Genomic DNA, 23,411 nt, shown 5'->3' on the forward strand with positions numbered 1-23,411 from the left:
GGGCGGCTGCGGGAGATCGGCCGGCGACCCGCGGGGGCGCTCCCGTGCCACCTGTCCGTGACGCCGGACGGCGGTCGCCTGGTCGCCGCCGACTACGGGTCCGGGACGGTCCGGGCCTACCCGCTGGCGGGCGACGGCGGGTTCGCCGGGGACGCCGCCGTGGCGGAGGGGCACGGCGCCGGGCCGCGCGCCGACCGGCAGGAGGGGCCGCACGCCCACATGTCCGCGCACGCCCCGGACGGGACGGTGCTCACGACCGACCTCGGCGCCGACCTCGTCCGCTCGTTCCGGATCGAGGGCGGCGCGCTGCGGCTCGCCGGGGAGACGCCGCTGCCGGCCGGGTACGGGCCGCGGCACCTGGCCGTCCACCCGGGCGGGTACGTGCACGTGCTGACCGAGCTGGCCGCGGCCGTGCTCGTGCTGCGGCCGGTGGACGGGTACACGCGGCTGGAGGTGGTCGCGGAGTCGCCCGCGACGGCCGGTCCGGCGGGCGGCACGGCCCAGGGCGCGGCGATCAAGCTCGGGGACGGCGGCCGGTACGTCTACACCTCCATGCGCGGCACGGACGTGGTGACGGCGCACCGGGTGCTGGACGGGGGCGCGGCGCTCGCGCCGGTCGCGGACGTCCCGTCGGGCGGGCACTGGCCCCGCGACCTGCACGTGGACGGCGAGTGGATGCACGTGGCGAACGAGCGGGGCGGCACGATCGCGACCTTCCGCATCGGCGGCGACGGCGTCCCGGCGCCGGCCGGGACGCCCCTCGCCGTCCCCTCGCCCGTATGCGTGATCCCCGCCTGACGGGCGTTTCCCGGGTGGCCCCACGGGCACGTGCCGGTCAATAGACCGGACGATCCAGGAGCATCCCGACATGACGACGATCGCGACGACCAACCCGGCGACGGGCGAGGTCGAGAAGACCTTCGAGGCGTTCACCGACGCGGAGGTCGACCGCCGCATCGCGCGCGCGGCGGAGACCTTCGCCTCGTACCGCAGCACCCCGCCGGAGCGGCGCGCGGAGTGGATGAACGCGGCGGCGGACATCCTCGACCGGGAGTCCGAGCAGATCGGCGCCATGCTGACGACCGAGATGGGCAAGACGCTGAAGGCGGCCGGGGCGGAGGCGCAGAAGTGCGCGAAGGCGTGCCGGTACTACGCGGAGCACGCGGCGGAGTTCCTCGCCGACCGGCGGCCCGCCGCGCCGGGCGACGTCGGCGCGTCCGACGCCTACGTCCGCTACCAGCCGCTCGGCCCGGTGCTGGCGGTCATGCCGTGGAACTTCCCGCTGTGGCAGGTGATCAGGTTCGCGGCGCCGGGCCTGATGGCGGGGAACGTGGGGCTGCTGAAGCACTCCTCGAACGTCCCGCAGACGGCGCTGTTCCTGGAGGACCTGTTCCGCCGCGCCGGGTTTCCCGAGGGCGCTTTCCAGACGCTGCTGATCGGCTCGGCGAAGGTCGAGCGGGTGCTGCGCGACCCGCGGGTGAAGGCCGCGACGCTGACCGGCAGCGAGCCCGCCGGCCGGTCGGTCGCCGCGATCGCCGGGGACGAGGTCAAGCCGAGCGTGCTGGAGCTCGGCGGCAGCGACCCGTTCGTGGTGATGCCGTCCGCCGACATCGAGGCCGCGGCGCGCACGGCGGCGGAGTCGCGGTGCCTCAACAACGGGCAGAGCTGCATCTCGGCGAAGCGGTTCATCGTCGACATCGGCTGCGCCGACGAGTTCGAGCGGCTGTTCGTGGAGCACATGCGCGCGCAGAGGGTCGGCGACCCGATGGACGACTCCACCGACGTCGGCCCGCTCGTCAGCGAGCAGGGCCGCGCCGACGTGGAGGAACTCGTCGCGGACGCGGTGGAGAAGGGCGCGACGGTGCTGTGCGGCGGGCGGCGGCCCGAGGGGCCGGGCTGGTTCTACCCACCGACCGTGATCGGCGGGGTGACGCCCGAGATGCGGATGTACCACGAGGAGGTCTTCGGGCCGGTCGCGTCGCTGTTCCGGGTCCGCGGGGTGTCGGAGGCGGTGGAGGTCGCGAACGCGACGGGCTTCGGGCTCGGCTCGAACGCCTGGACCCGCGACGACACCGAGCGGGAGCGGTTCGTCCGCGAGCTGGACGCCGGGCAGGTGTTCGTCAACGGCAAGACGACGTCGTACCCGGAGCTGCCGTTCGGCGGGGTGAAGCGGTCCGGCTACGGCCGGGAGCTGTCGGCGGACGGCCTGCGCGCGTTCTGCAACGCCAAGACGGTCTGGGTCGGCTGACTCGGCGTCACAGCTCCACGTGCCGGCCCACGCCGGCCTCGCGGGCGCGTTCGACGATCACCGAGGCGGCGGCCGTGTCCTGCACGCCGATGCCGACGCTGTTGTAGAAGACGATGCCGGCGGCGTCCTCCCGGCCGGGGGCCAGACCCGCGACGATGGGCCCGAGCGGCCGCACCTCCTCCGGGCTGAGGTGCCCGGCGCGGACGGCGGCCACGACGGGACCGGCGTGGTCGAGCGCGGTCGGCACATCGTCCACGACGACGGCCGCGGCGCGGGTGAGGACGGCGTCGTCGACCTCCGCCCGGTCCGGCGCGAACGACCCGACGCTCAGCACCGTGCAGCCGGGATCGAGCCACGCGCCGAGCACGACCGGCTCGGCGCTGGTGGTGGCGGTGACGACGATCTGCGCGCCCTCCACCGCCTCCCGCACGGACGCCGCCCGCTCGACCGGCGCGCCCAGCTCGTCCGCCAGCTCGGCGGCGACGGTGCAGGTGTCGGGATGGCGGCACGCCACGGCCGTCCGGGCGATCGGGCGGACCGCCGCCATCGCGCGGACGTGCGCGCGGCCCTGGACGCCGCAGCCCGCCACCGCGAGCCGGGACGCGTCCGGCACCGCGAGGTGGTCGGCGGCCACCGCGCTCGCCGCCGCCGTCCGCAGCGTCGTGACGGCCTCGCCCTCGATGATCGCGACGGGCCGGCCGTCGACCGGGTCCTGCACGGTCACGAGCGCGGCGACGGTCGGCAGCCCGCGCGCCGCGTTGCCGGGGTGCACGCTGCCGAACTTGGCGACGGCGCCGGTGCCGGGCAGCCGGGACACGTAGCAGAACGCGACGTCGCCGTCCGGGCCGTCCAGCAGCAGCCGGGGCGCGAGCCGCGCCTCCCTGCGGCCGAGCGCGCCGAACGCGGCCCGCTGCGAGGCGATCGCCGCCGGGAGGTCGAAGACGGCGCGCACGTCGGCGGCGGACAGCAGCAGGACATCGGCCATGGGGTGATCTTCGCGAGCCCGCCGCCGCGCTGTCGAGGGCGGAAGGGCAAGCGGTTCTTATCGATCACTACATGAGATCGCATGCTCGGCCGACTCGACGGCCGTCCCGCGACGTTCCACGCTTTCACCATCCCGCACCGCGAGCGACGGAGAGGCGCCGATGACCCCACTGACACCGCGGGACCGCCGCCGGTTCCGCCTGCTCGCCGCCGCCGGCGCCGGCCTGCTGCTGGCCCCGCTCGCCGCGGCGTGCGGGTCGGACGATCCGGGCGGGTCCGGGCCCATCAAGATCGGCGTCCCGGCGCCGCTGAGCGGGGACTCCGCCTCCGCCGGGCAGGACATCCTCGCCGCCGCCAAGGTCGCCGCGGCCGAGATCAACAAGGCCGGCGGGGTGGACGGCCGGACGGTCGAGATCGTCGAGGCCGACGACCAGTGCAGCGCCCAGCAGGGCGCGCAGGCCGCGCAGAAGCTGCTGAACAGCGGGGTCGTCGCGGTCGCCGGCGGGTACTGCTCGGGCGCCGCGGTGCCGGCGATCCCGATCTACGGACGGCGGAGCGTCCCGTTCGTGATGGACGCCTCCACCAACCCGTCCCTCACCGACTCCGGCAAGGGCAAGGTGTTCCGCACCTGCGGGCGCGACGACAACCAGGGCACCGTCGCCGCGAAGTTCATGACCGGCGAGCTGCGCGCGCGCCGGATCGCGCTGCTGCACGACAACACCACCTACGCCAAGGGCCTCGCGGACGCGGCGGCGAACTCGGTGAAGCAGCTCGGCGGGCAGGTCGTCTACGCGGACGCGCTGCAGCCCGGCCAGTCCGACTACAGCCCCGTCCTCACCAAGATCGCCTCGACGCGGCCGGACGTGCTGTACTTCACCGGCTACTTCGCCGAGGCGGGGCTGCTGATGAAGCAGCGCCGGCAGCTCGGGCTGAAGTTCACGCTGATGGGCGGGGACGCGACGACCGACTCGACCGTCCTGAAGACGGCGGGCCGGGCCTCCGCCGGCTACATCGCCACGACCGCGCCGCTGGCCAAGGACCTGCCCGCCGCCGGGAAGTTCGTGTCCGCCTACAAGGCCGCGAACGGCGCCGACCCCGGGCCGTTCTCGGTGTACGAGTACGACGCGGTCAAGGTCGTCGCGAAGGCCATCGACGACGCCGGGTCGACCAAGGGCGCGGACATCACCGCCGCCCTCCACAAGATCAAGGACTTCCCCGGCATCACCGGGCCCATCACCTTCGACGACAAGGGCGACCGGACCGACCCGCTCTACATCACCGTCCGCGTCGACGACGGCGCGTTCACCGCCTACAAGAAGCTCGACAAGAGCGGCGCCACCTGGGTGGACGCCAAGACCTCGTGACGAGACCCCTGCCATGAGCGAGTTCGTCCAGTACCTGGTGAACGGGCTGACGATCGGGGCGTTCCTCGCGCTGATCGCGCTCGGCTACTCGATGATCTACGGGGTGGTCCGGCTGATCAACTTCGCGCACGGCGACGTGTTCATGATCGGCGCGTTCGCCGGGTTCGGGACGCTGACCACGCTCGGGGTGACCGGCGGGATGGCGCTGCCCGCCGTCCTCGCCGCCGTCGCGGTCGGCGCGCTGACCACCGGCGTCGTCGGCACCGGGATCGCCAGGGCCGCCTACGTCCCGCTGCTGTCGTCGCCGCGGCTGGCGCTGCTGATCTCCGCGATCGGGGTGTCGCTGGCGCTGGAGGAGGGCGTCAAGGTGCTGACCCACGCCCGGTTCAAGTCCTACCCGAACGCGCTGGACGGCGGGCAGATCCTCAGCGGCGCCGTCCGCGTCACCTACGGCCAACTCGCCCTCGTCGTGCTGTCGGTCGTGCTGATGGCGGCGCTGTGGATGTTCGTCACGCGGACCGTGACCGGGACGGCGATGCGCGCCCTCGCGATGGACCGCGACGCCGCCCGGCTCCAGGGCGTCAACGTCGAGCGGCTGATCCTCGCCACGTTCTTCGTCGGCTCGCTGCTCGCCGGCGCGGCGGGCGTCATGTACGGGCTCTACTACGTGCAGATCAGCTTCGGGATGGGGTTCCTCATCGGGCTGCGCGCGTTCACCGCCGCCGTGCTCGGCGGCATCGGGAACCTGCCGGGGACGATGGTCGCGGGCGTGGCGATCGGGCTCGTCCAGTCGTTCTCCGCCGGGTACGTCTCGTCCCGCTGGACGGACGTCATCATCTTCGGCCTGCTCATCGCGGTGCTGGCGCTGAGACCGACCGGCCTGTTCGGCGAGCGCGTCGTGGAGCGCGCATGAGGCGGCGCGCGGGCGCGGAGGCGGCGGCCCGGCACGGCGGCTGGGCACGGCACGGCGGTTGGGCACGGTACGGCGGCTGGCCGCTGCTGATCGTGCTGGCGCTCGCCGCCGGGCAGGTCCTGGACGACTACGCGCTGACCGTCGCCGGCACGATCCTCATCTACGCGATCCTCGGCCTCGGGATCAACATCGTCGTCGGGTACGCGGGGCTGCTCGACCTCGGGTTCGCGGCGTTCTTCGCGATCGGCGCCTACACGGCCGGGCTGCTGATGCTGAAGCTCGAATGGGACTTCTGGCTGACGCTGCCCGCCGCGATCGCCGCCGCCGCGGTCGCCGGCGTGGTGATCGGGTATCCGACGCTGCGGCTGCGCAGCGACTACCTCGCGATCGTCACGCTCGGCTTCGGCGAGATCATCCGGATCACCGTGGTGAACCTGGAGGTCACCGGCGGCCCGAACGGGCTGACCGGCATCCCGCCGGTGGCGGTCGGCGGCCGGGAGATCGTCCTGCCGCAGGACTTCTTCCACCTGGCCCTCGCGTTCTTCGCCGTGGTGCTGGCCGCGACGGCGCTGCTGGCGCGGACGCGGCTGGCGTTCGCGTGGCGGGCGATCCGGGCCGACGACACCGCCGCCGAGGCGGTCGGCGTCCCGGCCCGGCGGGTGAAGCTGCTCGCCTACGTGCTCGGCGCCATGACCGGGGCCGTGGCGGGCCCGCTGAACGCCGCGCAGCTCGGCACCGTGGACCCGTCCAGCTTCACGTTCCTCACCTCGCTGATGATCCTGCTCGTGGTGATCATCGGCGGGATGGGCAGCCGGCCCGGCGTCATGGTCGGCGCGGTCGTGATCGTCGCGCTGCCGGAGGTGCTGCGGACCGTCCAGGAGTACCGGGGGCTGTTCTTCGCGCTGCTGCTCATCGTGATCGTGATCCTGCGCCCGCAGGGCGTGTGGCCGTACCGGCCGCGCCGGCTCCGGCTCCCGGCGGAGGCGGGCCCGGCGCCGGAGGCGCCGTCCGCCGCCGGGACGCTGCTGGAGGTGGACGGCCTGACCCGGGCGTTCGGCGGCGTCACGGCGGTGGAGGGGCTCGCGCTCCGCGCGGACGCCGGGCAGGTGGTGAGCGTGATCGGCCCGAACGGCGCGGGCAAGACGACGGCGTTCAACTGCATCACCGGGATGATCCGGCCGTCCGCCGGGTCCGTGGTGCTGGCCGGGCGGAGCGTGCGGGGCCTGGCCCCGCACCGGGTCGCCGCCGCCGGGCTCGCCCGCACGTTCCAGAGCATCCGGCTGTTCGAGGAGATGACGGTCGCGGAGAACGTCCTCATCGGCCGGTTCGCCCGCGACCGCGGCCTGCTGCGCCCGCCGTCGCGCGCCGACCTGGAGGCGGTGCGGCGCTGCCTGGACTTCACCGGCCTGCTGGACGTCGCCGACCGCCCGGCGGGCGGGCTCCCCTACGGCGGCCGGCGCCGGCTGGAGATCGCGCGGGCCCTCGCCGCCGAGCCCCGCGTCCTGCTGCTGGACGAGCCCGCGGCGGGCGCGAACCCGACCGAGAAGCGGGCGCTGATGGAGCTGATCGCCCGCATCGGCGCCCTTGGCACGGCGGTGGTGCTGATCGAGCACGACGTCGCGCTGGTCATGTCGATCTCCGACCGGGTGACGGTGCTGGAGCACGGCCGGGCCATCGCCGCCGGACCGCCCGCCGAGATCCGCGCGGACCCCCGGGTCATCGCCGCCTACCTCGGCGTCCCGGACGACCCGGAGACCGACCTCGTCACGGAGGTGCTGCGATGACGCTCCTGCGGGTGAGCGGCCTGCACAGCCGGTACGGGGCGGTGGAGGCGCTGGCGGGCGTCTCGTTCGAGGTCGGCGAGGGCGAGATCGTCGCGCTGCTCGGCAGCAACGGCGCCGGGAAGACCACCGCGCTGCGGACGGTCACGGGCCTGCACCGGGCCCGGTCGGGGCGCGTCGAGTTCGGCGGGCGGGACGTCACCAGGCTCGCCGCGCACCGGATCGTCGCGGCCGGGCTCGGGCACGTCCCGGAGGGCCGGCGGGTGTTCCCGGCGCTGAACGTCGCGGAGAACCTGCTGCTCGGCGGCTACCTGCGGCGCCGTGACCGGGCGGCGGTCGCGGCCCGCCGCGAGGAGGTGTACGCGATGTTCCCGCGCCTCGGCGAGCGGCGCGGGCAGCTCGCCGGGCTGCTGTCGGGCGGCGAGCAGCAGATGCTCGCGATCGGCCGGGCGCTGATGCTGCGGCCCCGGCTGCTGGCGCTGGACGAGCCGACGATGGGGCTGGCGCCGCAGACGGCGCAGCAGGTGCTGCGGGTCGTCCGGGACATCCGCGACCAGGGCACCACGATCCTGATCGTGGAGCAGAACGCGCACCAGACGCTGCGGCTCGCCGACCGCGCCTACGTCCTGGAGACCGGCCGGATCGTGCTCGACGGCCCGGCCTCGACGCTGGCGCGGGACGACCGGGTGAAGGCCGCCTACCTCGGCGGCGACCCGGTCATCGAGCCGACCTGACGAGGGCCTCGGCCGCGTCCTCGATCGCCTGCTCCGACAGCAGGACATGGGCCGCGGCGCCGCCCAGCGGGATGAAGCTGTCCTCGCTCGCGACCCTGGCCGCGCGCCCCTCGAACCCGGCGTCGGCGAGCGCCGCGAGGACGCCCTCGGAGACGCCGCCGGTGCGGCGCGTCTCGTCCGCGACCAGGACGGCTCCGGTGGCGCGCGCCTCGCGGAGCAGGTCCGCGACGGGCAGCGGGGCCAGCCACCGCAGGTCGAGCACCCGGCACGCCACGCCCCGGGCCGCGAGGCGCCGCGCGGCCCTCAGGCTCATCCGGACGCCGTTGGCGAACGTGGCGATGGTGAGGTCGCGGCCGTCCCCGTAGGTGCGGGCGCGGCCGAGCGGGACCGTCCCGCCGGCGGGGGCGAGCCAGCCGCCGTCGCCGTCCTCGTGCAGGTCGCGGACGTGGTAGAGCGCGATCGGCTCCAGCACGGCGCACACCCGGCCGTCCCGCTCGGCGGCGTCCGCGCAGGCGCGCAGCATCCCGGCGGCGTCGTCGGGCCGGGCGGGCGAGGCGATCACGAGGCCGGGGACGTCGCGGAGCGCGGCGACCGCGTTGTCGTTGTGGAAGTGGCCGCCGAACCCCTTCTGGTAGGCGTAGCCGGCGATCCGCACGACCATCGGGTTGCGGTACCGCCCGGACGAGAAGAACGGCAGCGTCGCCGCCTCGCCGCGGAGCTGGTCGGCGGCGTTGTGCAGGTACGCGAGGTACTGGATCTCCGGGACCGGCAGCATCCCGGCGAGTCCGAAGCCGAGCGCGAGGCCGAGGACCGACTGCTCGTCGAGGATCGTGTCGAACACCCGGGCCGCTCCCGCCCGCTTCATGAGCCCGCGCGTGACGCCGTAGACGCCGCCTTTGCGCGCGACGTCCTCGCCGAAGACGACCAGGCCCGGCCGCTCATCCAGCAGCGCGGCGAGCGTCCGGTTGATCGCCTGCGCCACCGTCACCGGCTCCCCTGCGGGGGGCCGCTCGCTCTGGGAGGGACCAGCGGTTCGGAGCGGTGCCATCACTTCGGCGGCGGACGAGAGGCGGGGCGCGTCGGCGGCCTTCTCCGCCAAGGCCATGACCTCGGCGCGCTTGGCCTCGTAAAGGTCGATGATCCCGGCGGGCGTCGCCGCTCCCAGGTCGACGAGGAGCCGCGCGGTCGCCAGGAGGGGGTCGCGGTCGAGGTCGGCGGCCAGTTCGGCGGGCGTCCGGTAGGACGACTCGACGTCGGAGCCGGCGTGGCCCATCAGCCGGACGGTGCGCAGGTGCAGGAACGCCGGACGGCGGTGCTCGCGCACGTACGCGGCGGCCTCGGCGGAGACGGCGAAGGCGTCGGCGAGGTCGCAGCCGTCGGCGTGGAAGTAGGCGAGGCCGGGGCGCGAGCCGTAGGCGGCGTGGATCCAGCCGGGAGCCGTGCGGACGCTGATGCCGAGGCCGTTGTCCTCGCAGACGAGGAGGAGCGGCAGCGGCAGCCCCTGGAACGCGCAGTTCACGGCCGCGTTGACGGCGCCCGCGGCGGTGGAGTGGTTGGCGGACGCGTCCCCGAAGCTGCACACGACGACGGCGTCGCGCGGCCACGGCGTCCCGAGGCCGAGGCGCGCGGCGCGTTCGACCGCGAACGCCAGGCCGAGCGCGCGCGGGAGGTGCGAGGCGATCGTGGACGTCTGCGGGATGACGTTCAGCGGGCGGCTGCCGAACACCTTGTGCCGTCCGCTGGCGATGGGCTCCTCGGCGGCGGCGACCACGCCGAGGAGCACGTCCCAGAGCGGAGTCTGGCCGGGGACCTGGCGTGCCCGCTCCAGGAAGAACGCACCGGACCGGTAGTGCAGCAGCGCCGGGTCGCCGGGGCGCAGCGCGGCGGCGACGGCGGCGTTGCCCTCGTGCCCGGACGAGCCGATCGTGTAGAAGCCGCTGCCCCGCGCCTGGAGCCACCGGGCCGCCAGGTCCAGGTGGCGGCTGCCGAGCTGGGCGTCGAACAGCTCCAGGCACCGGGCACCGCTCAGCGGGCCGGGCGCGGCGGGCGCCCCGGACGGCGCCAGGGACGCGGCCGCCTCCAGGAAGTGCGCGTCGGCGGGTTCGGGCATGCGTCGAGCATCGGCCCGGACGGCCCGCGAGCCCAGGCCCGCGAGCCCGCGAACCGGTTGGGACTTGGCCAAGGATCGCTTACCGCGCCCGCCCGGCGAGAGGCTCAGCCGGGCTTGGCCTCGCGGTAAGGAAGCCGCGCTCTGCCCGATCTTGGCGCGGCGCGGCGGCCCGTTCACGCTGGGACCGTGCTCTCCTCCGTCATCGGCGGCGCCCGGATCCCGGCGGGCCCGCGCGTGTACCGCTCCACCGACCCGTCCCGCACGTCCGAGACGGTCGCCGAGGTGTCCCTGGCGGACGCGGCCGACCTCGTCCGCGCCTGCCGCGCCGCCCGCGCCGCGCAGGACGCCTGGCGGGACGTGCCGCCGCCCGTCCGCGGGCAGGCCGTCGCCGCGCTCGGCCGGCTGGTCGAGGCCAACAAGGCGGCGCTGGCCCGCGTCGTCGTCCGCGAGGTCGGCAAGCCGTACGCCGAGGCCCTCGGCGAGGTCCAGGAGATCGCCGACACCTGCGCGTTCTTCCTCGGCGAGGGGCGGCGGCTGTACGGGCAGACCGTCCCGTCGGAGATGCCGGACAAGCAGCTGTTCACGTTCCGCGACCCGGTCGGCGTCGTCGCCGTCGTGACGGCCGGGAACTTCCCGGTCGCGGTGCCGTCCTGGTACATCGTCCCGGCGCTGCTCTGCGGGAACACGGTCGTTTGGAAGCCCGCGGAGTACGCGGCGGCGTGCGCCGAGGCGTTCTCCGCGCTGCTCGCGCACGCCGGGCTCCCGGACGGCGTGCTCAACGTCGTGTACGCCGACGGCCCGGAGACGTTCGCCGGGCTGGAGCGGGCGCTGGGCGAGGGGCTCGTCGGCAAGGTCGGCTTCACCGGCTCCACGGAGGTCGGGTCGCGGATCGGGGAGCTGTGCGGGCGCCACCTCCAGACGCCGTGCCTGGAGCTCGGCGGCAAGAACCCGATGGTCGTCACCGAGGACGCGGACCTCCCGCTCGCCGTCGAGGGCGCGCTGTTCTCCGGGTTCGGGACGGCGGGGCAGCGGTGCACGTCCCTCGGCACGGCGATCGTCCACGAGTCGGTGCACGGCGAGTTCGTCCGGCTGCTGGACGCGGCGGTGCGGGCCGCGACCGTCGGCGACCCGGCGGGCGACGTGCTGTACGGCCCGCTGATCAGCGAGCGGTTCGCCGACGGTTTCGAGAAGACCCTCGGCTGGATCGGGCCGAGCCACACCCTGCACGGCTCGACCGGCACCGGGCGGATCACGGCGGCGAACCCGCGCGCGGGCTTCACCGGCGACGCCGCCGTCGGCCTGTACTACCACCCGGTGGTGGTGGACGGGGTCGGCCCCGGCGACGAGCTGTTCATGAACGAGACCTTCGGCCCGATCGTCGGCGTGGCGTCCTACCGCACGCTCGACGAGGCGATCGAGCTGGCCAACGCGCCCGGCTACGGCCTGTCCGCGTCCGTCTACACGACCGATCCGGCGAAGGTGTTCGCGTTCCGGCGGCGGATCTCGGCCGGGATGGTGAGCGTCAACAACTCCACGTCCGGCGCGGAGGCGCACCTGCCGTTCGGCGGGAACGGGCGCTCGGGCAACGGCAGCCGCCAGTCGGGCGCCTGGGTGCTGGACCAGTTCACCCGCTGGCAGTCGATGAACTGGGACTACTCGGGACGGCTGCAGAAGGCGCAGATGGACGTCGTGGAGATCGAGCCCGACCTCGGGTTCCGGCTCTAGGGGCGGCGCGTGGAGACCGAAGCGGAGGTCGTCGTCATCGGCGGCGGCGTGATGGGCACGAGCATCGCGTTCCACCTCGCCGAGGCGGGGCTGCGCGGTGTGGTGCTCGTGGAGCGGGACGAGCTGGGCTCCGGTTCGACGTGCAAGGCGGCGGGCGGGGTGCGGGCGCAGTTCTCCGACGAGGTCAACGTCCGGCTCGGCGCGCGCAGCCTGGAGGCGTTCGCCCGGTTCGGCGAACGCCCCGGCCAGGAGATCGACCTGCACCGGGTCGGGTACCTGTTCCTGCTGTCGCGGCCGGAGGACGTCGCGTCGTTCGAGCGCGGCGTCGCCCTCCAGAACGAGCTGGGCGTGCCCAGCCGCATGATCTCGGTCGCGGAGGCCCGCCGGCTGTCCCCGCTGATCAGCGCCGACGGGCTGCTGGCCGCCGCGTTCTCCCCCGACGACGGGCACTGCACGCCCGAGTCGGTCGTGCTCGGCTACGCCACCGGCGCGCGGCGGTACGGCGCGGCGATCCGCACGCACTGCGAGGTCCTCGGCATCGAGGCGGACGGCGGCGAGGTCACGGCGGTCGAGACGTCGCGGGGCCGCATCGCGACGTCCGCGGTCGTCTGCGCGGCCGGGCCCTGGTCGGCGGCGGTCGGCGCGATGGCGGGCGTCGCGCTGCCGGTGGAGCCGCTGCGGCGGCAGATCGTGTTCACCGAGCCGATGCCCGGCCTGCCGCGCCCGGTGCCGATGACGATCGACTTCGCCACCTCGTTCTACTTCCACGCCGAGGGCGCGGGGCTGATGCTCGGGATGTCGGACCCGGAGGAGACGCCGGGGTTCCGGCTCGGCCGCTCCGACGCGTGGCTGCCCCGGCTCACCGCGGCGATCGGCGCCCGCGCGCCCCGGCTCCTCGACGTCGGGCTGACCGGCGGCTGGGCGGGCCTCTACGAGGTCACCCCCGACCACAACGCGCTCATCGGCGAGGACGAGCACGTGTCCCGGTTCCTGTACGCGACGGGCTTCTCCGGCCACGGGTTCCTCCAGGGGCCGGCGGTCGGCGAGGTCGTCCGCGACCTGTACCTCGGCCGCGCGCCCTTCACCGACGTCTCCCCCCTGCACGCCGCGCGGTTCGCCGGCGACGCCCTCCGCCCGGAGGCCAACCGTGTCTGACGTGCTCGCGCTGATGGACGAATGGGGCCCCGAACGCGTCGTGTGCGTGTCCGACACCCGCACCGGGATGCGGGGCGTCCTCGTCATCGACAACACCGCCCGCGGGATGGGCAAGGGCGGCATGCGGATGAGCCCGGCGGTGACGGTCGCCGAGGTGGCGCGGCTGGCGCGCGTCATGACCTACAAGTGGGCGGGCGCCGACCTGTTCTTCGGCGGCGCGAAGGCCGGGATCATGGCCGACCCGGCGGCGCCCGACCGGGAGGCGGTGCTGCGGTCGTTCGTCCGCGCGCTGGCGCGGGAGATCCCGAGCCGGTACGTGGCGGGGCTCGACATGGGGCTCACCGAGCGGGACGCGGCGGTCGTCCAGGACGAGCTGGGCGACCGGGGCGCGGCGGTCGGCACCCCGCACGCCCTCGGCGGGATGCCCTACGACGAGCTCGGCGTCACCGGGTTCGGGGTCGCGGAGGCCGCCGACGCCGCCGCCCGGCACGCCGGGACGCCGCTGCGCGGCGCCCGCGCCGTGGTGCAGGGCTTCGGCGCCGTGGGGCACGCGGCGGCCAAGCGGCTGGACGAGCTGGGCGCGGCCGTCGTCGCGGTCTCGACGGTGCACGGCGCCCTGCACGACCCCGACGGCCTCGACGTCGGCCGGCTCCTGGCCCTGCGGGCGGAGGCGGGCGACGCGGCGGTGAAGGAGTACGGCGGCGGGCGGCTCCTGGACGTCGGCGCCGAGCTCCGCCTCCCCGCCGACGTCCTCGTCCCGGCCGCGCTGCAGGACGTCATCGACGCGCGCACCGCCGCGGACGTCCGGGCGAAGATCGTGGTGGAGGGCGCGAACCTGCCCACCGGCCCGGCCGCGCAGCGGGTCCTCGCCGCGCGCGGGATCACCGTCGTGCCCGACTTCGTGGCGAACGCGGGCGGCGTCGTCGCGGCCGGGTTCGCGATGGACGCCCGGTACTCGGCGTTCCGCCCCGACCCCGGCGCGGTGTTCGCGGCGGTCTCGGCGAAGATGCGGGAGAACACCGCGACGGTGCTCGCCGCCGCGCACGCGCACGGCACGACCACGCACGAGGCGGCGGTCGCGCTCGCGCAGGAGCGGGTCCGGGCCGCGATGGAGCTCAAGGGCCGGTGGCCCCGCTGATCTCCGCCTCGACGGAGCGGGCGACCTCGGTGAGGCCGCGCATGGCGTCCTTGACCAGCGGGTTGGTGTTGCTGGAGCGGCGCAGCACCGTCACGTGCCGGCGCGGGGCGCGGCGGCTGAGCCGCAGCATCCGCAGCCCCGGCGCGGGCACGCAGCCGAGCGCCGGGACGAGCGCGATGCCGAGGCCGCAGCCGACGAGTCCGCAGACCACCGCGTAGTCGTTGCTGCGGAAGGCGATGTTGGGGGTGAACCCGGCGGTGCCGCACAGCCGCAGCAGCGCCCGCGCGCCGAAGCTGTCCGGCCGGCTCGCGATCCACGTCTCCGACCGCAGGTCCCGGAGCCGGACGGTCCGGCCGCCGGCGAGGGGGTGGTCGCCGGGCATGCACAGCACGAGGTTCTCGTCCATCACCGGGGTCTCCACGACCTGGTCGGGCCAGGTGCGCGGGAGCAGGTCGTACCGGTAGACGAGCTGGAGGTCGAGGTCGCCGTCGAGCAGTTCGGGCAGCAGCTCGTCCGGTTCGCCCTCCGACAGGGTGATCTCGATGCCGGGCCGGACCCGGGACAGCTCCGCCAGCACCCGCGGCAGGATGCGGGCGCTGGCGGTCGGGAAGCTGCCGAGCTGCAGCGCGCCGCGCTCGCCGCTGGCGACGGTGCGCAGCTCCCGCTCCAGCGTGGCGAGCGCCGACAGCACGTCGTTGCCCTTGCTGACCAGCAGGAACGCCGCGCTGGTCGGCCGGACGCTGCGGGCCCGGCGCTCGAACAGCACCAGGCCGCAGGCCCGCTCCAGCGCGGCGACCTGCTGGGACACGGCGGACGCGGTGTAGCCGAGGTTGCGGGCGGCGTCCGCGAAGGACCCGGTGCGGACGACCTCGCGCACCGTCTGGATGTGCAGGGGACTGATCATGGGCGCACCCCGTTCAACTCCGTGTGAGCGTCGCCCCCGCCGACTCCTCCCGACCGTGTTATCCCCCTGGGGGGCGGCCCCCAGACCCCCGATGGTGACCGACCGCCGCCTTCCGCTCCGCCGGCGCTCCGTTCCAGGCGCCGGTCAGTCGTGTTTGGGCCTCTTGGCCACCAGCGTGAGCACGTCGTACTTGGCGACCGAGGCGCCCTCCTGGTTGGTGACGTCGGTGTCCCAGCGGACCTCGCCGTACTCGGCGCCCTCGCGCGGGCTGATCTGCTTGGCGGTGAGGGTGACGGTCAGCTCGTCGCCCGGCTTGACGGGGGTGAGGAAGCGCAGCCGCTCCAGGCCGTAGTTGGCGAGGACGGGGCCCGGCGCCGGCTCCACGAACAGCCCGGCCGCGAACGACACGACGAGGTACCCGTGCGCGACCCGGCCGCCGAAGAACGGGTTGGCCTTCGCGGCCTCCTCGTCGGTGTGGGCGTAGAAGGTGTCGCCGGTGAACTCGGCGAAGTGCTCGACGTCGTCGAGGGTGACGGTGCGGGGGCCGCCGACGGCGGTGTCGCCGACGCGCAGGTCCTCCAGGTACTTGCGGAACGGGTGCTCGTCGGTGACGGTGCGGTCGGTGCCGGGGACCCAGCGCCCGGTGATCGAGGTGAGCATCGCCGGGCCGGACTGGAGCGCGGTGCGCCGCATGTGGTGCACGACCCCGCGGATCCCGCCCAGCTCCTCGCCGCCGCCGGCGCGGCCGGGGCCGCCGTGGACGAGCGGCGGCAGCGGCGACCCGTGCCCGGTGGACTCCTTCGCGTCCTCGGCGTTCAGCACGAGCAGCCGCCCGTGCCAGGGCGCGAGGCCGAGGACGACGTCCCGGGCGAACTCCGCGTCGGCGGTGACCACCGACCCGGCGAGGCTGCCGCGGCCGCGCGCCGCCAGCTCGACCGCCGCCTCGGCGCCCTCGTACGGCAGCAGGGTGCTGACCGGCCCGAACGCCTCCACCTCGTGCGGCTCGGCGCGGCCGGTGTCGTCGGCGCGCAGCAGCACCGGGGACAGGAACGCGCCGCGCTCGGCGTCGGCGCCGACGACGTCGACGTGCTCCGGGTCGCCGAAGACGGTGCGGCCGGCGTCCATGAGGGCCTTCAGGGACCGCCGCACCTCCTCGCGCTGGTCGAGGGTGGCGAGGGCGCCCATCCGGACGTCCGGGTCGGCCGGGTTCCCGACCGTGACCTTCGCGAGCCGGTCGCGGACGGCCTCGGCCACGTCGTCGATGAGCGCGGCGGGGACGAGCGCGCGCCGGATGGCCGTGCACTTCTGGCCCGCCTTCACCGTCATCTCGGTGACGAGCTGGTCGGCGAACAGGTCGAACTCCCGGGTGCCGGGCGCCGCGTCCGGTCCGAGGATCGAGCAGTTCAGCGAGTCGGCCTCGGCGGTGAACCGCACCGAGTCGCCGACGATCGCGGGGTGGGTGCGCAGCAGCCGCGCGGTGGCCGCCGATCCGGTGAACGCGACGAGGTCCTGCTCGGTGAGGTGGTCGAGGAGGTCGCGCGGGGCGCCGCAGACCAGCTGCACCGCGCCCTCCGGCAGGATGCCGGACTCCACGACCAGCTCGATCAGCCGGGCGGTCAGGTAGGCGGTCTGGCTCGCCGGCTTGACCAGGCTCGGCACCCCGGCGAGGAACGCGGGCGCGAGCTTCTCCAGCGGCCCCCACACCGGGAAGTTGAAGGCGTTGATCTGCACCGCGACGCCGCGCGACGGGGTGCACAGGTGCTGGCCGACGAACGTGCCGCCCTTGCCGAGCGGTTCGACGTCGCCCTCGATCAGCACCTTGTCGTTCGGCAGCTCGCGCTTGCCCCGGCTGGCGTAGGCGAACAGGACGCCGATGCCGCCGTCCACGTCGAACCTCGCGTCGTTCAAGGTGGCGCCCGTCCGGGCCGACAACCCGTACAGCTCCTCGCGGTGCTCGCGAAGATGGGACGCCAGCGCCTTCAGCAGGGCGGCGCGCTGGTGGAACGTCAGCTCCCGCAGCACCGGGCCGCCGACCGCCCGCCCGTACTCCAGCGCGGCGCCCATGTCGACGCCCGCCGACGAGATCCGGGCGACCTCCTCCCCCGTGACGGCGTCGTGCAGCGGCGCCCCCCCGTCCTCCGGAGCACGCCATGAACCCGACACATAACTGCGCAGCACGACCACCGGGACCTCCTCGTCCATATCTCTGAGTCTTCTTGCCACCTACGAGCCTCGTTCACGCGTCGCAGAGATGACAGCCGAGAGCCGTTCCGTTTGTGTACTCGTGGGCGTTGTGAGGTGAATCAGAGGGACAATTCTTGTGGATCTGTTCCCCGGTTCACTACGCTGCCCCGCATGCCGCCGCACACCCGGATCACCGCCGAGCTGACCGCGCTGCGGGCCGCCGCCCGCGCCGGGATGATCGGCCCGATGCCGCCGCGCGCCCTCGCCGCGACGGCGCGCGCCATGCGCGCCTACGGGCCGCTCGGCGCCGCCACGGCGGTGCCCGCGCACCGCTTCCCCGGCCGGACCGGGCTGGTCGACGACCGCGGGAGCCTCACCTTCGGCGAGCTGGAGCACCGCTGCAACGCCCTCGCGAACGCCCTGCTCGCGCGCGGCACCGGCCCGGGGAGCACCGTCGGCGTCCTGTGCCGCAACCACCGCGGCCTGCTGGAGGCGATGTCGGGCGCGGCGAAGACGGGCGCGTCCGTCCTGTTCCTCAACACCGACTTCGCCGCCCCGCAGCTCCGCGACGCGATGGCGCGCGAGGGCGTCACGGTCCTGCTGCACGACGACGAGTTCGCCCCGCTCGTGGACGGCCTGGACCTGCCGTGCTTCAGCGAGTCCGCCATGGAGGACCTCATCGGCGGCGCGGACGGGACGCCGCCGCCCGCCCCGTCCCGGCACGGCTCCATGGTCATCCTCACCAGCGGCACGTCGGGCCGGCCCAAGGGCGCCCCGCGCGCCCAGCCGCGGTCGCTGGCGCTGCCCGGCGGGATCCTGTCGAAGGTGCCGTTCCGCGCCGGGGAGTCGATGTTCGTCGGCCCGCCCCTGTTCCACGGGCTCGGCCTCACCTCGGCCCTCCTCGCGCTGGGGCTCGGGTCCACGCTGGTGCTGCGCCGCCGCTTCGACGCCGAGCAGGTGCTGGACGACCTGGAGGAGCACGGCTGCACCTCGTTCGTCGCCGTGCCGGTGATGCTCAGCCGCCTCCTGGCCGTGCCCGGCCTGCAGACCCGCGACCTGTCCCGGCTCAAGGTGATCATGACGGGCGGGGCGCGGCTGGACGCCGGGCTCGGCGGCCGCGTCCTCGCCGCGTTCGGGCCGTCCCTCTACAACTTCTACGGCTCCACCGAGGCGTCCTGCATCACGATCGCCACCCCCGACGACCTGGCCGCCGCGCCCGGCTGCGTCGGGCGCCCGCCCGCCGGCACGCGGGTCGCGGTCCTCGGCGCCGACGGCCGGCCCGTCCCGCCGGGCGCCGTCGGCCGGATCTTCGTCGACACCCCCGCCCGGTTCGGCGGCTACACCGGAGGCGGCGGCAAGGAGGAGGTCGGCGGGCTGATGGCCGTCGGCGACCTCGGGCACCTCGACGCCGCCGGCCGGCTGCACGTCGACGGCCGCGCCGACGACATGATCGTGTCGGGCGGCGAGAACGTCCACCCGGGCGAGGTCGAGGACCTGCTCGCCGCGCACCCCGGCGTCGACGAGGCCGCGGTCGTCGGCGTCCCCGACGCCGAGTTCGGGCAGCGGCTGCGCGCCTACGTGGTGGCCCGCGGCCTCACCGAGGACGACCTCAGGGCCCACGTCGCCGCGAACCTCGCCCGCCACAAGGTCCCGCGCGAGGTGGTGTTCCTGGACGCCCTCCCCCGCAACCCGGCGGGCAAGGTCGTCAAGCGGGCCCTGGGATAATCGTCACCATGACTTATACGGCCGACGGCGGACGATACGAGCGGATTCCCTACCGGCGGTGCGGGCGCAGCGGTCTGCGGCTCCCCGCCATCTCGCTGGGGCTGTGGCACAACTTCGGCGACGACCGCCCCCTGGACGTCCAGCGGGCCATCCTGCGGCGCGCCTTCGACCTCGGCGTGACGCACTTCGACCTGGCGAACAACTACGGGCCGCCGTACGGGTCCGCCGAGACCAACTTCGGCCGGATCCTGCGCGAGGACCTCGCGCCGTACCGGGACGAGATCATCATCTCGACGAAGGCCGGCTACGACATGTGGCCCGGCCCCTACGGCGAGTGGGGGTCGCGCAAGTACCTGCTCGCGAGCCTCGACCAGTCGCTGCGCCGGATGGGCGTCGACTACGTGGACATCTTCTACAGCCACCGGTTCGACCCGGAGACGCCGCTGGAGGAGACGATGGGGGCGCTGGACCGGGCCGTCCGGTCCGGGAAGGCGCTGTACGCGGGCATCTCGTCCTACTCCCCCGAGCGCACGGCCGAGGCCGCCGCGATCCTGCGGGAGATGGGCACGCCGCTGCTGATCCACCAGCCGTCCTACTCGATGCTCAACCGCTGGATCGAGGGCGGGCTGCTCGACACGCTCGGCCGCGAGGGCGTCGGCTGCATCGCGTTCTCGCCGCTCGCGCAGGGCATGCTGACCGACAAGTACCTCGACGGGATCCCGGAGGGGTCGCGGGCCAGTCGCGGCACCTCGTTCGACGCCGGGCTGCTCACCGAGGAGAACCTGCGGCACGTCCGGACGCTGAACGAGATCGCGCAGGGCCGCGGGCAGTCCCTCGCCCAGCTGGCGCTGGCCTGGTCGCTGCGGGACGGGCGGGTCACCTCCGCGCTGATCGGCGCGAGCAGCGTCCGGCAGCTGGAGGAGAACCTCGCCGCGCTGGACCGGCTCGACTTCACCGCGGACGAGCTGGCCGCGATCGACCGGGACGCCGTCGAGGCGGGCATCAACATCTGGGCGCAGTCCAGCGCCCACTGAGCGGCACCCACTGGGCAGGGCCGGCGATCACGGTCCGGGCGCATCGACGCGCCCGGACCGGGCACGACCAGCCCATGGAAGAGATGATGCTGCGGAGCACCGCGTTCAACGACCACACGCTCATGCCGTCGGAGTACTCGCACGACAGGGGGGACGTCTCGCCCCCGCTGGAGTGGTCGGAGCCGCCCGAGGAGGTCGTGGAGCTCGCGCTCGCCTGCGAGGACCCGGACGCGCCCGCCGGCACGTTCGCGCACTGGCTGCTCGCCGGGATCGACCCGGTGACGACCGGCCTGGAGGCCGGGGAGCGGCCCACCGGAGCCGTCGCCGGCCGCAACGACTACGGCACCGCCGGGTACGGCGGGCCGAAGCCGCCGGCCGGCGACGACCCGCACCGGTACTTCTTCCGGCTCTACGGGCTGTCGGAGCCGTCCGGGCTCCGCGCGGGGTTCACCGCGGAGGACCTGCGGGACGCCCTGCAGGAGAAGGTCGTGGCGGCGGGGACGCTCGTCGGCACGTTCGTGCGGTGACGCCGTGGGCACCCCCGATCGGCGGGACCCCGGTGAGGAGCCCGAGGAGGAGCCCGGCCGGGACGAGTACGAGCCGTACGGCCCCGAATGGCGCGGGCCCGGGTCGCACGGGCCCTACCCGCACGAGCAGCCGCGCGGCAGCGAGCCGCTGAACGCGCGCAGCCCGCTGCGGCTGCGGGCGATCCTGTCCGGCATCGCGCTGGTCGTCGCGGTCGCCGCCGCGATCCTGTTCGCGCTCGGGGCGCAGGCCGACGGCGACGGGGACTGGGCCGCCGCCGGGATCTGCGCGGCCGTCGCCGTCATCGCCGCGATCGACCTCGTGGTGATCGCCCGGCGCGCCCGGTCCTGACCGGCGCCCGGCCCGCTCCGGCGCGGTCAGTGCCCGTGCTCGGCGGCCTCCGGGTGGGCGAGCAGCCAGCCGATCCGCTCCCGGCTCTCCTCGTCGGTCGGCGTGTAGGCGACCAGCCGCGCACCGGGCGCGGCGCTGAGCTCCATGGCGGTGGTGCGGGTCCTGATCTCCCCGGCGACGGCGCGGTGCCGGAACACCTTCAGGGCCGAGTGCGCCAGGGCGACGTCGTGGGAGGCCCACAGCCGCGCGAACTCCGGGCTGACCCCCTGCAGCCGCCGGACCAGCTCCTTCCAGCCGGGCTCGTCGAGGTGGCGGCTGTAGCGGTGCCGGAACGTCGCGACGAGCCCGGGCGCCGTCTCCGCCACGTTCGCGACCGGGTTGCAGCACGGCGGCAGCGTGAACGACAGCCACATCGTGTTCCGCTCGCACGGCCGCGCGGTCACGACGGCCGGGAAGATCGCCGCGTAGGCGTCGTTCCAGGCGAGGATGTCGCAGCGGCCGTTGGCGACCGAGGCGGGCATGGGCGACAGGGCGTCCAGGATCGCCTGGACGTCCTCGGGCAGGGCGTCGGCGTCCTCCTCCGCCCCGGCCTCGGGGACGTCGGCGAGCCGGTACAGGTGCTCGCGCTCGGCGCCGTCGAGGCGCAGCGTGCGGGCCACCGCGTCCAGCACCTGTGTGCTCGCGTTGATGGGGCGGCCCTGCTCCAGCCACGTGTACCAGGTCACGCCGACCCCGGCGAGCTGCGCGACCTCCTCGCGGCGCAGGCCGGGGGTGCGGCGCCGGGGGCCGGGCGGCATGCCCACGTCCTCCGGCGTGATCCGCGCCCGCCGGCTGCGCAGGAACGCCGCCAGCTCGGTGCGGCGGCGGGGCCGCGCCCGGCCGCGTGCGGGGGCGGCGGGCCCGCGGGCCGTCGTCTCCGTGCTCGTCATCGTCACGTCCCCCAGACTGCCTCCGGCGCGCGGCCCGTTCCAGGTGCTGTCAGTACCAGTATCGGCAGGCTCTCGTTACCGGTACCGGCACGGGCCCACGCTTGCACACATGACACAGACAACCGATCTGCGGGGAGTTGTTCCCGAACGGGGGTCGCGGACCGGATCCGGCGGCGCGCTGCTCGCCGTCATCCTGCTCGGCCAGTTCATGGGCATCCTCGACGCGAGCATCGTCAACGTCGCGCTCCCGACGATGCGCACGGAGCTGCACGCCTCCGGGGCGGGGCTGCAGCTCGTCGTCGCCGGGTTCATCGTCTCCTACGCCGTCCTCCTCATCACCGGGGCGCGGCTCGGCGCGCTCGGCGGCCACCGCCGCATGTTCCAGCTCGGCCTCGCCGGGTTCACGGCCGCGTCGCTGGCGTGCGGGCTGGCGCCGTCCACCGGGTGGCTCGTGGCGTTCCGGTTCCTGCAGGGCGCCACCGCCGCGCTGCTGACGCCGCAGGTGATGTCGATGATCCAGCGGAACTTCAGCGGCGCCGCGCGGGCCCGCGCGCTCGGCTACTACTCCGCCGTGATCGCGGGCGGCGTCGTGGTCGGGCAGGCGGCCGGGGGCCTGCTGGTCAGCGCCGACCTGTTCGGCACCGGCTGGCGGGGCGTCTTCCTGGTCAACGTGCCGATCGGGGTGGCGCTGCTGCTCGCCGGGCCGCGCGTGCTGCCCCGCGACGAGGCGCGGTCCGGCGCGGGGACGCGCGGGCGGCTGGACCTGCCGGGGCTGGTGACCCTCGCCGCCGCCGTGCTGCTGTTCGTCGTCCCGCTGATCATGGGCCACGAGCTGGGCTGGCCGGTGTGGGGCTGGGCGTCGCTGGCCGCGAGCCCGGTGCTGCTGGCCGCGTTCGTCGCGGTCGAGCGCCGCACGGGCGCGGCCGGGGGCCGGCCGCTGATCCCGGCGCGTGTGCTGCGCGCGCCGCTGCTCGTGCCGGCCTGCGTCGCGATCATGTTCGGGCCGGGCAGCTGGGCGGCGTTCCTGTTCACCACGACCCTGCACCTGCAGGGGGACCTGCGGATGTCGCCGCTGGAGTCGGGGCTGGCGTTCGTCCCGTGCGTGACGGCGTTCGCGCTCGTCGGGCTCAACTGGCGGCGGCTGCCGGCGCGCTGGCACCGCCGGGTGATCCCGGCCGGGTTCGCGGTCGCGGCGGCCGGCTACCTGTGCGTCGGCCCGCTGGCGGGCGGCGGCGCGGGCTACGAGGCGCTCACCGTCGTCATCGGGTTCGGCCTCGGCGTGATGCCGATCATCATGACGACCGCGCTCCAGCACGTCCCGGCCGAGGACGCCGCCGACGCCAGCGGGCTGCTGCTCACCCTGATGCAGCTGGCGCAGGTGATCGGCATCGCCACGGCCGGCACGCTGTTCCTCGGCCTGGCGGAGTCGAGCGGCTCCACCCGGCACGCCGAGTACGGCACCGGGTGGGCGCTCGCCGCCGCGACCCTCGCGGGCGCCGTGTGCGCGCTGTCGCTGGCCCGCGCCCGGGCCGCCGCGCGCGCCTGACCGCCGCTCAGTACCCGGCGAGCCGCGCCCGGGCGGCCTCGACGGCGGGCGGCACGGGGCG

The 23,411-nt window shown here is 75.0% G+C and carries 19 protein-coding genes; 14 read left to right on the forward strand and 5 right to left on the reverse strand.

Annotated features, from left to right (window positions below; genetic code table 11):
- Both ETD96_RS15475 and ETD96_RS15480 read left to right on the forward strand, forming a co-directional pair.
- The coding region (locus ETD96_RS15475; protein WP_138637046.1) for a lactonase family protein at positions 1-798 on the forward strand (798 nt) is incomplete at its 5' end.
- Between the two features lie 70 nt (positions 799-868).
- Positions 869-2,248: an NADP-dependent succinic semialdehyde dehydrogenase gene (locus ETD96_RS15480; RefSeq protein ID WP_138637047.1), complete on the forward strand. Its 1,380-nt coding sequence runs from the start codon at positions 869-871 to the stop codon at positions 2,246-2,248.
- Positions 2,249-2,255: 7 nt separating this feature from the next.
- On the opposite strand, the gene ETD96_RS15485 is transcribed toward ETD96_RS15480, so the two are convergent.
- Positions 2,256-3,233 (reverse strand): ornithine cyclodeaminase family protein, encoded by a 978-nt coding sequence (locus tag ETD96_RS15485; protein WP_138637048.1) that lies wholly within the window; start codon positions 3,231-3,233, stop codon positions 2,256-2,258.
- Positions 3,234-3,393: 160 nt separating this feature from the next.
- Here ETD96_RS15485 and ETD96_RS15490 point away from each other — a divergent pair, with 160 nt between their 5' ends.
- From ETD96_RS15490 to ETD96_RS15505, 4 genes are read left to right on the forward strand one after another with little or no spacing between them, the layout of a single operon-like run.
- Entirely contained in the window at positions 3,394-4,596 is a 1,203-nt protein-coding gene (locus ETD96_RS15490; protein ID WP_138637049.1) for a branched-chain amino acid ABC transporter substrate-binding protein, read from the forward strand.
- Positions 4,597-4,609: 13 nt separating this feature from the next.
- A complete protein-coding gene (locus ETD96_RS15495) occupies positions 4,610-5,509 on the forward strand; it encodes a branched-chain amino acid ABC transporter permease (protein WP_138637050.1) in 900 nt (299 codons plus the stop codon).
- Complete coding sequence (locus ETD96_RS48390) at positions 5,506-7,293, forward strand: branched-chain amino acid ABC transporter ATP-binding protein/permease (protein ID WP_138637051.1); 1,788 nt, start codon at positions 5,506-5,508, stop codon at positions 7,291-7,293. Before ETD96_RS15495 ends, ETD96_RS48390 begins: the two co-directional genes overlap by 4 nt.
- A complete protein-coding gene (locus tag ETD96_RS15505; protein WP_138637052.1) occupies positions 7,290-8,024 on the forward strand; it encodes an ABC transporter ATP-binding protein in 735 nt (244 codons plus the stop codon). The genes ETD96_RS48390 and ETD96_RS15505 overlap by 4 nt, the downstream gene beginning before the upstream one ends.
- Here the strand turns inward: ETD96_RS15505 and ETD96_RS15510 are convergent.
- Positions 8,008-10,134 carry a thiamine pyrophosphate-dependent enzyme gene (locus ETD96_RS15510; protein WP_138637053.1) on the reverse strand — a complete coding sequence of 709 codons (2,127 nt, stop codon included), beginning with the start codon at positions 10,132-10,134 and terminating at the stop codon, positions 8,008-8,010. The two genes, ETD96_RS15505 and ETD96_RS15510, sit on opposite strands and share 17 nt — an antisense overlap.
- 186 nt (positions 10,135-10,320) lie before the next feature.
- Between ETD96_RS15510 and ETD96_RS15515 the strand changes: the two genes are divergently transcribed.
- The 3 genes from ETD96_RS15515 to ETD96_RS15525 are packed head-to-tail and all read left to right on the forward strand — an operon-like array spanning position 10,321 to position 14,152.
- Positions 10,321-11,859, forward strand: coding sequence for an aldehyde dehydrogenase family protein (locus ETD96_RS15515; protein WP_138637054.1), 1,539 nt, complete (start codon positions 10,321-10,323; stop codon positions 11,857-11,859).
- A 9-nt stretch (positions 11,860-11,868) separates the two neighbouring features.
- The gene (locus tag ETD96_RS15520; RefSeq protein WP_138637055.1) at positions 11,869-13,014 is read left to right on the forward strand and encodes an NAD(P)/FAD-dependent oxidoreductase; all 1,146 of its coding nucleotides are present in this window, start codon (positions 11,869-11,871) and stop codon (positions 13,012-13,014) included.
- Entirely contained in the window at positions 13,007-14,152 is a 1,146-nt protein-coding gene (locus ETD96_RS15525) for a Glu/Leu/Phe/Val family dehydrogenase (protein WP_138637056.1), read from the forward strand. The genes ETD96_RS15520 and ETD96_RS15525 overlap by 8 nt, the downstream gene beginning before the upstream one ends.
- Here the strand turns inward: ETD96_RS15525 and ETD96_RS15530 are convergent.
- Together ETD96_RS15530 and paaZ are read right to left on the reverse strand one after the other, a co-directional pair.
- Entirely contained in the window at positions 14,130-15,056 is a 927-nt protein-coding gene (locus tag ETD96_RS15530; RefSeq protein WP_138637057.1) for a LysR family transcriptional regulator, read from the reverse strand. The two genes, ETD96_RS15525 and ETD96_RS15530, sit on opposite strands and share 23 nt — an antisense overlap.
- A 144-nt stretch (positions 15,057-15,200) precedes the next feature.
- On the reverse strand, positions 15,201-17,258 hold the full coding sequence (gene paaZ, locus ETD96_RS15535) for a phenylacetic acid degradation bifunctional protein PaaZ (RefSeq protein WP_171069041.1): 2,058 nt from the start codon (positions 17,256-17,258) through the stop codon (positions 15,201-15,203).
- A 153-nt stretch (positions 17,259-17,411) separates the two neighbouring features.
- Here paaZ and ETD96_RS15540 point away from each other — a divergent pair, with 153 nt between their 5' ends.
- The 4 genes from ETD96_RS15540 to ETD96_RS45895 all read left to right on the forward strand — a co-directional run bounded on the left by ETD96_RS15540 (position 17,412) and on the right by ETD96_RS45895 (position 20,875).
- Positions 17,412-18,965: an AMP-binding protein gene (locus ETD96_RS15540; protein ID WP_138637058.1), complete on the forward strand. Its 1,554-nt coding sequence runs from the start codon at positions 17,412-17,414 to the stop codon at positions 18,963-18,965.
- 8 nt (positions 18,966-18,973) lie between these two features.
- Positions 18,974-19,999, forward strand: coding sequence for an L-glyceraldehyde 3-phosphate reductase (mgrA, locus tag ETD96_RS15545; protein WP_138637059.1), 1,026 nt, complete (start codon positions 18,974-18,976; stop codon positions 19,997-19,999).
- Positions 20,000-20,073: 74 nt separating this feature from the next.
- Positions 20,074-20,526 carry a YbhB/YbcL family Raf kinase inhibitor-like protein gene (locus ETD96_RS15550; RefSeq protein ID WP_138637060.1) on the forward strand — a complete coding sequence of 151 codons (453 nt, stop codon included), beginning with the start codon at positions 20,074-20,076 and terminating at the stop codon, positions 20,524-20,526.
- 4 nt (positions 20,527-20,530) lie between these two features.
- Positions 20,531-20,875, forward strand: coding sequence for a DUF6343 family protein (locus tag ETD96_RS45895; protein WP_205719281.1), 345 nt, complete (start codon positions 20,531-20,533; stop codon positions 20,873-20,875).
- Positions 20,876-20,901: 26 nt separating this feature from the next.
- On the opposite strand, the gene ETD96_RS15560 is transcribed toward ETD96_RS45895, so the two are convergent.
- Positions 20,902-21,804 (reverse strand): helix-turn-helix transcriptional regulator, encoded by a 903-nt coding sequence (locus tag ETD96_RS15560; RefSeq protein ID WP_138637061.1) that lies wholly within the window; start codon positions 21,802-21,804, stop codon positions 20,902-20,904.
- Positions 21,805-21,913: 109 nt separating this feature from the next.
- On the opposite strand from ETD96_RS15560, the gene ETD96_RS15565 reads away from it, so the two are divergent.
- Entirely contained in the window at positions 21,914-23,350 is a 1,437-nt protein-coding gene (locus ETD96_RS15565) for an MFS transporter (protein WP_138637062.1), read from the forward strand.
- Positions 23,351-23,411: the final 61 nt, after the last annotated feature.

It is taken from the genome of Actinomadura geliboluensis, assembly GCF_005889745.1.
GTDB classification, from domain to species: Bacteria; Actinomycetota; Actinomycetes; order Streptosporangiales; family Streptosporangiaceae; genus Spirillospora; species Spirillospora geliboluensis.